This window comes from Kitasatospora sp. NPDC088351, from assembly GCF_040685575.1.
GTDB lineage: Bacteria > Actinomycetota > Actinomycetes > Streptomycetales > Streptomycetaceae > Kitasatospora.
Window position 1 is genome coordinate 18327 of sequence record NZ_JBFBIL010000001.1, and the last position, 12696, is coordinate 31022.

9 protein-coding genes, 1 tRNA gene and 1 pseudogene are annotated in these 12696 nt (G+C 70.3%); 5 read left to right on the forward strand and 6 right to left on the reverse strand.

The window, feature by feature from the left end; translation table 11 throughout:
* Positions 1–2 precede the first annotated feature (2 nt).
* From dnaJ to dnaK, 3 genes are all read right to left on the reverse strand, one after another.
* On the reverse strand, positions 3–1157 hold the full coding sequence (gene dnaJ, locus AB0P06_RS00085) for a molecular chaperone DnaJ (protein WP_363603818.1): 1155 nt from the start codon (positions 1155–1157) through the stop codon (positions 3–5).
* Between the two features lie 141 nt (positions 1158–1298).
* Positions 1299–1925: a nucleotide exchange factor GrpE gene (grpE, locus tag AB0P06_RS00090; protein WP_363603820.1), complete on the reverse strand. Its 627-nt coding sequence runs from the start codon at positions 1923–1925 to the stop codon at positions 1299–1301.
* Complete coding sequence (gene dnaK / locus AB0P06_RS00095) at positions 1922–3760, reverse strand: molecular chaperone DnaK (RefSeq protein ID WP_363603821.1); 1839 nt, start codon at positions 3758–3760, stop codon at positions 1922–1924. Before dnaK ends, grpE begins: the two co-directional genes overlap by 4 nt.
* A 316-nt stretch (positions 3761–4076) precedes the next feature.
* Between dnaK and AB0P06_RS00100 the strand changes: the two genes are divergently transcribed.
* The 4 genes and pseudogenes from AB0P06_RS00100 (at position 4077) to AB0P06_RS00115 (ending at position 9908) form a co-directional block, all read left to right on the forward strand.
* On the forward strand, positions 4077–6296 hold the full coding sequence (locus AB0P06_RS00100; protein ID WP_363603822.1) for a (Fe-S)-binding protein: 2220 nt from the start codon (positions 4077–4079) through the stop codon (positions 6294–6296).
* Positions 6297–6622: 326 nt separating this feature from the next.
* A pseudogene (locus AB0P06_RS00105) lies at positions 6623–7696 on the forward strand (NDP-sugar synthase); the annotation flags it as partial.
* Between the two features lie 192 nt (positions 7697–7888).
* Complete coding sequence (locus tag AB0P06_RS00110) at positions 7889–8893, forward strand: YIP1 family protein (RefSeq protein ID WP_363603824.1); 1005 nt, start codon at positions 7889–7891, stop codon at positions 8891–8893.
* A 124-nt stretch (positions 8894–9017) separates the two neighbouring features.
* Complete coding sequence (locus AB0P06_RS00115) at positions 9018–9908, forward strand: metal-dependent hydrolase (RefSeq protein ID WP_363603825.1); 891 nt, start codon at positions 9018–9020, stop codon at positions 9906–9908.
* Positions 9909–9984: 76 nt separating this feature from the next.
* Here AB0P06_RS00115 and dcd read toward each other — a convergent pair whose 3' ends face one another.
* Together dcd and AB0P06_RS00125 are read right to left on the reverse strand one after the other, a co-directional pair.
* Positions 9985–10560 (reverse strand): dCTP deaminase, encoded by a 576-nt coding sequence (gene dcd / locus AB0P06_RS00120; protein WP_363603826.1) that lies wholly within the window; start codon positions 10558–10560, stop codon positions 9985–9987.
* A 71-nt stretch (positions 10561–10631) separates the two neighbouring features.
* Positions 10632–10853: a hypothetical protein gene (locus AB0P06_RS00125; RefSeq protein ID WP_363603827.1), complete on the reverse strand. Its 222-nt coding sequence runs from the start codon at positions 10851–10853 to the stop codon at positions 10632–10634.
* Positions 10854–11132: 279 nt separating this feature from the next.
* Here AB0P06_RS00125 and AB0P06_RS00130 point away from each other — a divergent pair.
* A tRNA-Gly gene (locus AB0P06_RS00130) sits at positions 11133–11206 on the forward strand.
* A 584-nt stretch (positions 11207–11790) separates the two neighbouring features.
* On the opposite strand, the gene AB0P06_RS00135 is transcribed toward AB0P06_RS00130, so the two are convergent.
* Complete coding sequence (locus tag AB0P06_RS00135) at positions 11791–12696, reverse strand: site-specific integrase (RefSeq protein WP_363603829.1); 906 nt, start codon at positions 12694–12696, stop codon at positions 11791–11793.

Genomic DNA, 12696 nt, shown 5'->3' on the forward strand with positions numbered 1-12696 from the left:
CGTCACGCTCCCTTCGCCGCCCGGAACAGGGCGGCTCGTGGGTCGTCGGAGGCGGTGGCCTCGCGGTACTGCTCCAGAGCCGTCAGCGCGTCGCCGGTGACGTGCTGCGGCACCACGACCTCCACGGTGACCAGGAGGTCGCCGCGGGTGCCGTCCTTGCGGGTGGCGCCCTTGCCGCGGGCCCGCAGGGTGAGGCCGTTGGCGCTGCCCGGGGGCAGCTTGAGCTTCACCGAGGGACCACCCAGCGTCGGCACCTCGATGGTGCCGCCGAGCGCGGCCTCGGGGAAGGTGACCGGCACCGTCACGGTGAGGTTGTCGGCCTTGCGCCCGAAGACGGGGTGCGAGTCGACGTGGACGGTGACGTAGAGGTCGCCGGGCTGGCCGCCGCGCTCGCCCTGCGCGCCCTTGCCCTTGAGCCGGATGCGCTGGGCGTCCTGGACCCCGGCCGGGATCCGGACCTGCATGGTGCGGGCGGAGCTGGCCCGGCCGCTGCCGTGGCAGTCGGGGCACGGGTCGTCGACGATCATGCCCCGGCCGCGGCAGTCGCGACAGGGCTCGGAGAGGGCGAAGGCGCCCTGACCCCGGCTCACGGTGCCGGCGCCCACGCAGGTCGGGCAGACCCGCGGGGTGGTGCCGGACTTGGCCCCGGTGCCGTTGCAGCCGTGACAGGGGGCCTGACTGGTCATCCGCAGCGGGACGGTCGCGCCGTCCACCGCCTCCTCGAAGGAGAGCGTCACCTCGGTCTCGACGTCGGCGCCGCGCCGCGGCTGGGCCTGCCGGCCGCCGCGGTTGAACAGGCCGCCGAAGACGTCGCCGAGCCCGCCGCTGCCGCCGGGGCCGCTTTGGTTGCCGCTGAACAGGTCGCCGAAGTCGAAGCTGTAGTTGCCGCCGCCGGGGCCGCCGGAGCGGAAGCCGCCGTTGGCGAAGAGGGTGCGCGCCTCGTCGTACTCCTTGCGGCGCTTCTCGTCCGACAGGACGTCATAGGCCTCGGAGATGTCCTTGAACCGGTCCTCGGCCTTGGTGTCACCCTTGTTGGCGTCGGGGTGGAACTCGCGCGCCAGCTTGCGGTACGTCTTCTTGATCTCGGTGGCGGAGGCGTCCTTGGGCACGCCGAGGACCTTGTAGTAGTCCTTCTCCACGTAGTCCTTGCCGCTCATGGCTGCCGCCACCTCCCGAAGTCCATAGTCACTGTGCTGTCAATGGCGGGTCTGCCGTCCGTCGACGGAGCGCCCATCGACAAGGCGCTGCGGAGCCGGCCGCCGTACTGGCCGGCGTACGACTCCGCAGCGCACAGGTTGTCAGCTGTCCGCGCCACCGTCGGCCTTGTCCGACTCCGCGGACTTCGCCGATTCGGCGTCCGGCGCGGGGGTGGTCTGGGTGCCCGGCTGGGGCTCCGCGACCGCCACCATCGCCGGGCGGATGATCCGCTCGCCGATCCGGTAGCCGGGCTGGAGGATCTGGACACAGGTGTCCTCGGTGACGTCCGAGGAGTAACTGTGCATCAGCGCCTCGTGCATGGTCGGGTCGAAGGGCTCGCCCTCCTTGCCGAACTGCTGGAGGCCCAGCTTGGCCACGACCGTCTCCAGCGACTCGGCGACGGACTTGAAGCCGCCCGTCACCTCGCCGTGCTCGCGGCCCCGGCCGATGTCGTCCAGGACCGGGATCAGGGACTCCAGGATGTTGGAGACCGCGATCTCACGGACCGTCAGGCGGTCCCGCTCGACCCGCTTGCGGTAGTTCTGGTACTCGGCCTGGAGACGCTGGAGGTCGCCGGTCCGCTCGGCCAGCTCCCGCTTGGCCTTGGCCAGCTCGTCCGCGCCACCGGAGGTGTCCCCGGCCGCGGCGGCCTCCTCGGCCGCCTTGATCACGGCCTCCTCGGCGGCGGAGTCGTCGCCGGGCTCAGCACCCTGCGGCTTCTCCGTCATGCCGCACCGCCCTTGGGCTTCTCGTCGTCCACGATCTCGGCGTCGACGACGTCGTCGTCCTTGGCGCCGGCGGCGTCACCGGCCGGGCCGGAGGAGGCGGCGTCGGCGTTGGCGTACAGCGCCTGGCCGAGCTTCTGGGCGGTGGTGGAGACCTTCTCGGAGGCCTCGCGGATGGCCGCGATGTCCTCGCCCTTCAGGGCCTCCTTGAGCTCGCCGATGGCGGTCTCGACCTCGGTCTTGACGTCGGCCGGGAGCTTGTCGGTGTTGTCCGCGATGAACTTCTCGGTCGAGTAGACGAGCTGCTCGGCCTGGTTGCGGGTCTCGACCGACTCGCGGCGCTTGTGGTCCTCCTCCGCGTACTGCTCGGCCTCGCGCATCATGCGCTCGATGTCGTCCTTCGGCAGCGCGGAGCCACCGGTGACGGTCATCTTCTGCTCCTTGCCGGTGCCGAGGTCCTTCGCGCCGACGTGCATGATGCCGTTGGCGTCGATGTCGAAGGTGACCTCGATCTGGGGCAGGCCGCGGGGGGCCGGCGGCAGACCGGTCAGCTCGAACATGCCGAGCTTCTTGTTGTACGCGGCGATCTCGCGCTCGCCCTGGTAGACCTGGATCTGCACGGACGGCTGGTTGTCCTCGGCCGTGGTGAAGATCTCCGAGCGCTTGGTCGGGATCGTGGTGTTGCGCTCGATCAGCTTGGTCATGATGCCGCCCTTGGTCTCGATGCCGAGGGACAGCGGGGTGACGTCGAGCAGCAGGACGTCCTTGACCTCGCCCTTCAGGACACCGGCCTGGAGCGCGGCGCCGATGGCGACGACCTCGTCCGGGTTGACGCCCTTGTTGGCGTCCTTGCCGCCGGTCAGCTCGCGGACGAGCTCGGCGACGGCCGGCATCCGGGTGGAGCCGCCGACCAGGACCACGTGGTCGATCTCGGACAGCGCGATGCCGGCGTCCTTGATCACGTTGTGGAACGGGACCTTGCAACGCTCCAGCAGGTCGGAGGTGAGCTGCTGGAACTGGGCGCGGGTGAGCTTCTCGTCCAGGTGCAGCGGGCCCTCGGCGGAGGCCGTGATGTAGGGCAGGTTGATCGAGGTCTCGGAGGACGAGGACAGCTCGATCTTGGCCTTCTCGGCGGCCTCGCGCAGACGCTGGAGGGCCATCTTGTCCTTGGACAGGTCGACACCGTGGCCGGCCTGGAAGACCTTCACCAGGTGGTCGACGACCTTCTGGTCCCAGTCGTCACCACCGAGGTGGTTGTCACCGTTGGTGGCCTTCACCTCGACGACCCCGTCGCCGATCTCCAGCAGGGAGACGTCGAAGGTGCCACCGCCGAGGTCGAAGACCAGAATGGTCTGGTCGTCCTTGTCCAGGCCGTAGGCCAGGGCGGCCGCGGTCGGCTCGTTGACGATGCGCAGGACGTTGAGGCCCGCGATCTCACCGGCCTCCTTGGTGGCCTGGCGCTCCGAGTCGGAGAAGTACGCCGGGACGGTGATGACCGCGTCGGTGACGGTCTCGCCCAGGTACGCCTCGGCGTCGCGCTTCAGCTTCTGCAGCACGAAGGCGCTGATCTGCTGCGGGTTGAAGTCCTTGCCGTCCAGGTTGATCTTCCACCCGGTGCCCATGTGGCGCTTGACCGAGCGGATGGTGCGGTCGACGTTGGTGACCGCCTGGCGCTTGGCCACCTCGCCGACCAGAACCTCGCCGTTCTTTGCGAAGGCGACGACGGACGGCGTGGTCCGAGCGCCCTCGGCGTTCGTGATGACGGTGGGCTCGCCACCCTCCAGAACGCTGACGACCGAGTTCGTCGTGCCGAGGTCGATGCCGACCGCGCGTGCCATCGTAAATACCTCCACGGAAGAGTTGAGCTTTACAGGCTCAAGGATGCACGACCCGAGGGGTAGCGTCAACAGCCATGAGTCCAGTTCACTCAACTTTGCTGAGTGGCATCCCGCGTTGAACGGGTTTCGCGTCCCGTGCGCGCCGGGTGCGGGCTTACGTGACTGCCGCCATACCTTGAGCGTCTTCTGGGGAAGTGTTGACGAGCGGTAATGTCCGGGCCGTCGGCATGGGAAGTTACCGACCAGTACACTCGCTCGTCAGGACCGCAGCACTCGCCAGGACCGCACTAGGAAAGCCGCAGGAGACGGAGAGCCGATGCAGCTTGCAGCGATCGTCATCTCGCTGGTCACCACTGTGATCGGCACCGCGCTCGCCGCCCGGGCGGCCGCGCACATCTACCGGGTGGTGATGACCGGCCAGCCGGACGCCACCCGGACCGGACAGCCCGTACAGAGGACGAAGACGGTCGCCGTCGAGTTCCTCGGCCACACCCGGATGAACCGCTGGGGCGTCGTCGGCGTCGCCCACTGGTTCGTCGCGGTCGGCTTCTTCAGCCTGGTGCTGACCCTGGTCAACGCCTTCGGACAGCTCTTCGACGCCGAGTGGGTGCTGCCGGTCATCGGCCACTGGCTGCCGTTCGAGGTCTTCACCGAACTGATCGGCACCCTCACCACGCTGGGTATCGCGACCCTGATCGTGATCCGGCTGCTCAGCCTGCCGGGCCGGGCGGGCCGCAAGTCCCGCTTCGCCGGCTCGATCGCCTGGCAGGCCTTCTACGTCGAGTACACGATCCTCGGCATCGGCCTCTGCATCATGATCCTGCGCGGCCTGGAGGGCGCCCTGGCGGGCGTCGACTCCTACGACCCGGCGTACCTCGTCTCGTACCCGCTGACCGCCGCCTTCAACGGCCTGGCGCACGGCACCCTGGTCAACCTGGTCTACCTCTTCGCGATGCTGAAGATCTGCATCTCCTTCGCCTGGGCGATCACCATCGGCATCAACCCCTCGATGGGCGTGGCCTGGCACCGCTTCCTGGCGTTCTTCAACATCTTCTTCAAGCGCGAGGAGGACGGTGACGTCGCGCTCGGCGCGCTGCGTCCGATGACCAGCGGCGGCGTCCCGATCGACTTCGAGGACCCGGCCGACGACGCCGTCTTCGGCGTCTCCCAGGTCGAGCACTTCTCCTGGAAGGGCATCCTCGACTTCTCCACCTGCACCGAGTGCGGCCGCTGCCAGTCGCAGTGCCCGGCCTGGAACACCGGCAAGCCGCTCTCGCCCAAGCTGCTGATCATGAGCCTGCGGGAGCACGCCTTCGCCAAGGCGCCCTACCTGCTGGCCGGCGGCGGCAAGGACACCGAGGGCAATGAGACCGGCACCGCCGAGCAGCTGGCCGGCGTCCCGGCCGCCGCCCTGGCCGAGGCCGAGCGCCCGCTGATCGGCACCGCCGAGGAGAACGGCGTCATCGACCCGGACGTCCTCTGGTCCTGCACCACCTGCGGCGCCTGCGTCGAGCAGTGCCCGGTGGACATCGAGCACGTCGACCACATCGTCGACATGCGCCGCTACCAGGTGATGATCGAGTCCTCGTTCCCGACCGAGGCCGGGACGATGCTCAAGAACCTGGAGAACAAGGGCAACCCGTGGGGCATGGCCACCAAGGCCCGCCTGGACTGGGTCAAGGAGCTCAAGAAGGAGACCGGCATCGAGGTGCCGGTGATCGGCGAGGACATCGACCCCGCCGAGGTCGAGTACCTCTACTGGGTCGGCTGCGCCGGGGCCCTGGAGGACCGCGCCAAGAAGACCACCAAGGCCTTCGCCGAACTGCTGCACACCGCGGGCGTGCGGTTCGCGATCCTCGGCAAGGAGGAGTCCTGCACCGGCGACTCCGCCCGCCGGCTGGGCAACGAGTTCCTGTTCCAGATGCTCGGCGCGCAGAACGTCGAGACCCTCAACGCCGCGCTGGAGGACGCTCCGAAGAAGCGGATCGTCGCCACCTGCCCGCACTGCTTCAACACCATCGCCAACGAATACCCTCAGCTGGGCGGCCACTTCGAGGTCATCCACCACACCCAGCTGCTGCAGCACCTGATCGACGAGGGCAAGCTCGTCCCGGTGAACCCGGTCGAGGGCCTGATCACCTACCACGACCCCTGCTACCTGGGCCGCCACAACAAGGTCTACAGCCCGCCGCGCGAGATCATGGACAAGGTCCCCGGTCTGCGCCAGCAGGAGATGCACCGTCACAAGGAACGCGGTTTCTGCTGCGGTGCCGGTGGCGCGCGGATGTGGATGGAGGAGCGCATCGGCAAGCGGATCAACACCGAGCGCGTGGACGAGGCGCTGTCGCTCGACCCGGACATCGTCTCCACCGCCTGCCCGTTCTGCCTGGTGATGCTCTCCGACTCGGTCAACGGGAAGAAGAACGAGGGCGCGGCGAAGGAGCACCTGAAGGTCGTGGACGTCGCCCAGCTGCTGCTCGACTCGGTGAAGGCCGCGCCGTCGGCCGAGAACGGGGCCCAGCCGGTCGACGCCTGACAGCCGGCGGGTGGGGCGCCCGTCGGCCGCCGGACACCTGACGGACCCCTGTTCGACAGTTCTGCTACAACCGCCCGGCCCGGCAGGTGCCGCAACGCACCCGCCGGGCCGGGTTTTTCGGGCGCGGGCGGCGCGGGATCCACGGGGCCCGAGCGCCAACCACCCGACCGCCGGACGGGCCCCGTGTCGGAAGCAAATACAGTAGGCGCCAGACCGGTCCCGCGCCGGTCGACCCGTTCCGGCCCTCCGGAGGGGTCCAGACCACCGACGGAGGTATCGGCCCGCCGGGCCGGGCCGAAGAGACCACAAGGGGAACAGCGCAGACCATGACCGAGGCGATCATGCTGGTCGGTGGTAAGGGCACGCGACTGCGTCCGCTGACCACCCACACCCCCAAGCCCATGCTGCCCGTGGCAGGCGTCCCGTTCATCGCGCACCAGCTGGCCCGCGCGGCCGCCGCCGGCGTCACCAGGGTGGTGCTCGCGACGTCCTACCTGGCCGAGGTCTTCGAGGACCACTTCCAGGACGGCACCCCGTACGGCATCGAGCTGGTCTACCTGACCGAGCGCGAGCCCCTCGGCACCGGCGGCGCCATCCGCAACGCCGCCTCCGGACTCACCTGCGGCCCCGACGACCCGGTCCTGGTCTTCAACGGCGACATCCTCTCCGGCGTCGACATCGCCGCCCTGCGCGACGGCCACCTGGCCGCCGGGGCCGATGTCACCCTGCACCTCACCAGGGTCGAGGACCCCCGCGCCTTCGGGCTCGTCCCGACCGACGGGAACGGGCGGGTGCTGGAGTTCCTGGAGAAGCCGGAGACGCCCGAGCAGATCGTCACCGACCAGATCAACGCCGGCTGCTACGTCTTCACCCGGTCGGTCATCGACCGCATCCCGGCCGGCCGGGAGGTGTCCGTCGAGCGCGAGACCTTCCCCGAACTGCTGGCCACCGGCGCGCTGCTGCGCGGCGTCGTGGACACCTCGTACTGGCTGGACCTCGGCACCCCGGCGGCGTTCGTCCGCGGCTCGGCGGACCTGGTGCTCGGCAAGGTCGACTCCCCGGCGGTGCCCGGCCCGACCGGCGACGCCCTGCTGCTGCCCGGCGCGACCGTCCACCCGGGCGCGGTGCTGAGCGGCGGCACGGTGGTCTCCGAGGGCTCCGTGGTCGAGGCCGGCGCGATCGTCGAGGGCAGTGTGATCCTGCCCGGCGCGGTCATCGGCCCGGACACCCTGGTCAAGGACTCCATCGTCGGCGCGTACGCCACCGTCGGCGACCGCTCGGCGCTGGACGGCGCGGTGATCGGCGACGGCGCGATCGTCGAGTCGGACAACGAGCTGCCGAACGGCGTCCGGATCGCCTGCGGCACGCTGCTGCCGGTCGGCGCCGTCCGGACCTCGGCCGGCCCCGGCGGCTGCCCGGCGGGCGCCTCGGCCGCGGCGGCGGTGCACGCGCCGGCGGTGACCGCCCAGCGGTAGGGCTCCGGCGGGCGGGTGCCGGGTGCCGGGTGCGTCCGTCGTCACAGGCTCGCTGCAAACCGGCACCGGCTCTGTGCGCGGCCTCCACGGGCGCGGCCGGGCGGGTACCGTCGGAACGTGGCTGGTAATCGATACGACAGCGGTCAGGGCGCCGACGCCCCCGGCGGGTGGTCGGCTCCTCCGCCTTCGGCGGGGGCGCCCGGGGGGTACGGGCAGACGGACGGGCCGGAGTACTTCACGGCCCCGCACGCGGCGGTGAACGGCGCGCCGGGTGACGTACCGGGTGGCATACCGGGGGGCGCGGCCGGCGGTCACGACCGCTACGCCGCCGACCGGCCCGGCAACACCCGGGCGTTCCCGGTCGGCACCGACCCGTACGCGGGCGAGCCGTACGCGGGTACGCCGTACGCCGGGGACCCGCACGCGGGCGCGCCGTACCAGGGCCACCCGCCGGAGTACGGCCAGGAATACAGCCCGGAGTACCCCCAGGCCCCCTACCAGACGGGCTACCAGGAACAGGGCCAGGGCAACGTCGGCGTCTACCGGGCCGGCGGTCAGTCCGCCCCGCACGCGGCAGGCCCGCGCCCGCACTGGCGCGAGCTGCTGGTCGGTATCCTCCGCACCCCGACCGCGACCTTCGACCGCACCCGCGACCACCAGGTCTGGCTGCCCGCGCTCACCGTCTCACTGCTGTACGGCGTGCTCGCCGTGCTCGGCATCGGCATGACCCACGACGACGTGGTCGACTCGACCTTCACCGTCGCGATCACCGCCATGGTCGCCGCCGCGATCGCCTTCACCCTGGCCGGCGCGACGCTCGGCGCCGTGACGTACGCGCTGGCCCGCCAGTTCGGCGGCGACGGCCCGTGGAAGTCGACGGTCGGCCTCGCGGTCCTGATCGGCTGGACGACGGACGCACCCCGGCTGCTGCTGGCCCTCTTCCTGCCGTCCGACAACCTGGTGGTCCAGGTCGTCGGCTGGGCCACCTGGCTGCTCTGCGCCGTGCTGCTGACCACCATGGTGCGCCGGGTGCACGACCTGCCCTGGGGCAAGGCGGCCGGCGCGGCCGCGCTGCAGCTGGCGGCGCTGCTGGTGCTGATCAAGCTGCCGACCCTGGGCTGACCAGGGCCGGTCCCCGACCGGCCGGGGGAGAATGGTCGACGGGCCCCGCCTCGGGGCCCGTTCCGCTTTCCCTCCCCCTGCCCCTTCCTTCCCCCACCCTCACCTTCACCGCTCGGAGCCAGGCATGACCCTCCCCACCACCCACGTCAGCTTCCCGGCCGGGGCGGTGACCGGCGAGTCACCGGTGCTCGCGGTGCATCCGCTCGCCGACGGCCGCTACGCGGTCGTCACCGCGGCGACCCCGTTCCACCCGCTCGACCACACCTGGCCCGACCAGCCCGCCGACCTCGGCACCCTCACCGTGGACGGCACCGAGCTGCCCGTCGTCGACTGCCTGACCGGCGCCGTCGGCCCGGACGGCGGCGCGCCGCTGGTCGGCGGCGACATCCCGGTCCGCCGCGGCGACGAGGAGTGGTCCTGGCTGGTGCTGCACGTGGTCGAGGGCGACCCGGGCGACCTCGTCGGCCGGCCGGCCGCCCTCGCCGTCGACCCCGAGCGCCGGGCCGCCCTCTGTGCCTCGCACAGCGGCTGCCACCTGCTCGCCCTCGCCCTGAACGCCGCGCTCGCCCCGCGCTGGCGCAAGGACCCGGGCCGCTCCGACGCCTTCGGCCACCCGGACTTCGACAGCCTCGCGATGGCCACCTCCGTGATGGACACCGAGGCGAGCACCGACACCTACCGGCTCGGCAAGTCGCTGCGGAAGAAGGGCTTCACCACCGAGGCGACCGACGACCTCCCCGCCCTCGCCGACGCCCTGCCCGCCCTCACCGAGGCCGTCAACCAGCAGCTCGCCGCCTGGGTCGCCGCCGACGCCCCGGTCCGCATCGAGGTCCCCGGCCCCGAGCTGACCGCCCGCCGCCAGTGGCACTGCGAGCTGCCCGAGGGCCCGGCGCGGATCTTCTGCGGCGGCACCCACCTGCACCACCTCGGCGAGCTGGCCGAACTCCGCACCGAGCTGCGCCTGTCCGAGGACGGCAGCGAACTGGTCGCCGTCACCCGCCCCAAGCGCGCCTGAAACGACGCCGCGGGCGGTCACCCCTCACCGAGAGGGGTGACCGCCCGCTGTGCGTGCGCTCCGTGTTCCGGCGTCCTCAGACCTGCGTACGGTGGAAGTTCAGGTACGAGCGGGACGGCGTCGGGCCGCGCTGCCCCTGGTAGCGCGAGCCGTACCGCTCGGAGCCGTACGGGTGCTCGGACGGCGAGGAGAGCCGGAACAGGCAGAGCTGCCCGATCTTCATCCCCGGGTACAGCTTGATCGGCAGCGTCGCGACGTTCGACAGCTCCAGCGTGACGTGCCCGCTGAAGCCGGGGTCGATGAAGCCGGCCGTGGAGTGCGTCAGCAGGCCGAGCCGGCCGAGGCTGGACTTGCCCTCCAGCCGGGAGGCGACGTCCTCCGGCAGCGTGATGACCTCGTACGTCGACGCCAGCACGAACTCGCCCGGGTGCAGGATGAACGCGTCGTCGCCCTCCGGCTCGACCAGCCGGGTCAGGTCCGGCTGCTCCTCGGAGGGGTCGATGTGCGGGTAGCGGTGGTTCTCGAACACGCGAAAGAAGCGGTCCAGTCGCACATCGATACTGGAGGGCTGGACCATCGCGGGGTCGAACGGGTCGATCATGACCCGGCCCTTGTCGATCTCGGCCCGAATGTCCTTGTCAGAGAGCAGCACGCTTCGAGGTTACGTGCACGACGCGGCCCCGGACGAATCGCCCGGGGCCCGTTCCGTCCTCGTGCCGCCCGTCAGGCCAGGAACTCCGCGGCCTCCAGCCGCATCGCCCGGGCCAGTTGCGGCGCCGACAGCTCCCGTACATCGGCCAGCACCGAACTCCTCAGCCGTCCACACTGCGGACAGCGGATCAGCCTGCCGGGCCCCAGCCGGCCGGGCCCGAGGTTCTGCATCGGGAACGTGGTGGTGCTGAACAGGTGCCCCTCGGCACAACGAACGACGGCGCGCTGCTCCATCGGTCCCCTTCCCATCCTTACCCCAGTACTCACCCGTACTCATCGTGCCCCGAACGGCGGAGCCCCCGGGACGACGTCACATTAGGGGATGTTCCGGACATTCCACACCGCGGCTCGCCGCCCCGAAGTCCACCCACCGGAGCACTCTCACGCGGCCCACACAGTACGCCCCCCACCGCACCTCCCGCGGCTCCGCCACGTCCCCCCGCCACCTGTGCAACGGGCGTCACGGATGGGGTACAGTGATGCTGGATCGAGCGGTCTCTGACAGCTCATCAGGCGGGCGTAGTTTAATGGTAGAACATGAGCTTCCCAAGCTTATAGCGCGAGTTCGATTCTCGTCGCCCGCTCCAGTGCAAAGCCCCAGGTCAGCGGCCTGGGGCTTGTTCATTCCTAGATCAATTCGGGCGTTTGAGCTATGAGCTTGGGTTCTCGCCATTTCTCTGGGGTTCCGGCGTGATTCTCGCCGCCGGTGCCACCAAGTCCGGGTGCCGCCCGGCTTCCAGAAGAGAACCTGTATCCAAGTCATATGCCCTTCCTGGGTAGAGACTTGATCGGATTCTTAGAGGTGTTTCTGAGGCTTTGCCAGCGCATGTCCGCTCCCGTGTGCGTCCTGATCCGGCCCTTGGTGGGTGGGTGACGGCGGTCCGGTCGTTGTTGTGCACGAGTAGCGCACGAGTAGCGCAAGGGACCCGCCGACGGCAGCGGATCCCGTGTCCCGCCGCCTCTGTGGCCGGGTCTGGGGTATGAGCTTTCCAGGCTCATGTCCTCGGAGGGAACGTCGGTTCTGGTCGGGTGCGTACGGTGTGTGGCAGCGCCAGGTCCGGACTGCAGGTAAGCCCGGTGGCTGGGCCCGCATCCTCACCACCGAAGCCGTCTCTGAAGCCATGGCCGCCCTCCGCGCGTTGCAGAGGCCCCGGACGTTCGGGGCCCCGGATCACAGAGCCGGCGATCCGGGGCGTTGGCCGTTCTCCTCCGGCCGGCCGATCCCGGTGCGGACGCGGTGGTCGAGTTTGGCGGCGAGTTCGTGTTGGCGGTCGTCGTTGGAGTGCTGGTAGATGAGGGCTGCGCGTGGTGTGCTCTGGCCCATGCGGACCATGAGGTCCTTGAGGCTGGTGTTCTCCTGGGAGAGGAGGGTATTTCCGGTGTGGCGCAGGTCGTAGAAGGTGAAACTCGCGGGCAGGTCCGCGACGAGGGTGCGAGCCGCCTTGAACCTGCGGCCGAAGGTTGAGCGTCGGTACGGGGCGCCCTTCTCTCCGACGAAGACCAGCCCGAGGGGCCCGGGTTCGGCGTAGCGGTCCATGTGCAGGCATAGTGCGTCGTCGAGGAAGGCCGGCAGGTGGATGACGCGCGTTCCGGCCCTCGATTTGGGGCGGCCGGTTACGCGCCTGCCGTTGGGGAGTTCCGGTGAGGCGGAGCGGATCCTGATCAGGTGTTTGTCGAGGTTGATGTTCTCCCGGCGCAGGGCTGCCAGTTCCTCGGGCCGCAGGGTGGCGAACGCGCCGAGCAGGATGAGGAGCCGCCACCTGTCGCCGACGTTGTCGGCGAGCGCGAAGACCTGCTCCACGGTGGCGACACCGCGTTCGGCCGGGTACTCGCTGCCCGCACCGCGAATGCGGCACGGGTTGCGGGGGAGCGTCTCGTCGTCGGCAACGGCGGTTTCCATTATGGACTTGAGCAGCCGGTACGCCTTGGGGGTGACGGAGGGGGCGGTGGTACTGCGTTGCTCGGAGTTCCACGCCCGGACCTTCGCATAGGTGATGTGGGTGACGGGTGTGTTGCCGAAGGTGGGGAGGAGGCGCGTCCGAAGCAGGCGCTGGTAGAGACCGCGGGTGGTGGGCAT

Excerpts from the sequence above, each read along its gene's own strand:
- dnaJ (WP_363603818.1), bottom strand. The coding sequence starts at position 1,157 with ATGAGCGGCAAGGACTACGTGGAGAAGGACTACTACAAGGTCCTCGGC.
- grpE (WP_363603820.1), bottom strand. The coding sequence starts at position 1,925 with ATGACGGAGAAGCCGCAGGGTGCTGAGCCCGGCGACGACTCCGCCGCC.
- dnaK (WP_363603821.1), bottom strand. The coding sequence starts at position 3,760 with ATGGCACGCGCGGTCGGCATCGACCTCGGCACGACGAACTCGGTCGTC.
- AB0P06_RS00100 (WP_363603822.1), top strand. The coding sequence starts at position 4,077 with ATGCAGCTTGCAGCGATCGTCATCTCGCTGGTCACCACTGTGATCGGC.
- AB0P06_RS00115 (WP_363603825.1), top strand. The coding sequence starts at position 9,018 with ATGACCCTCCCCACCACCCACGTCAGCTTCCCGGCCGGGGCGGTGACC.
- AB0P06_RS00125 (WP_363603827.1), bottom strand. The coding sequence starts at position 10,853 with ATGGAGCAGCGCGCCGTCGTTCGTTGTGCCGAGGGGCACCTGTTCAGC.
- AB0P06_RS00135 (WP_363603829.1), bottom strand. The coding sequence starts at position 12,696 with ATGCCCACCACCCGCGGTCTCTACCAGCGCCTGCTTCGGACGCGCCTC.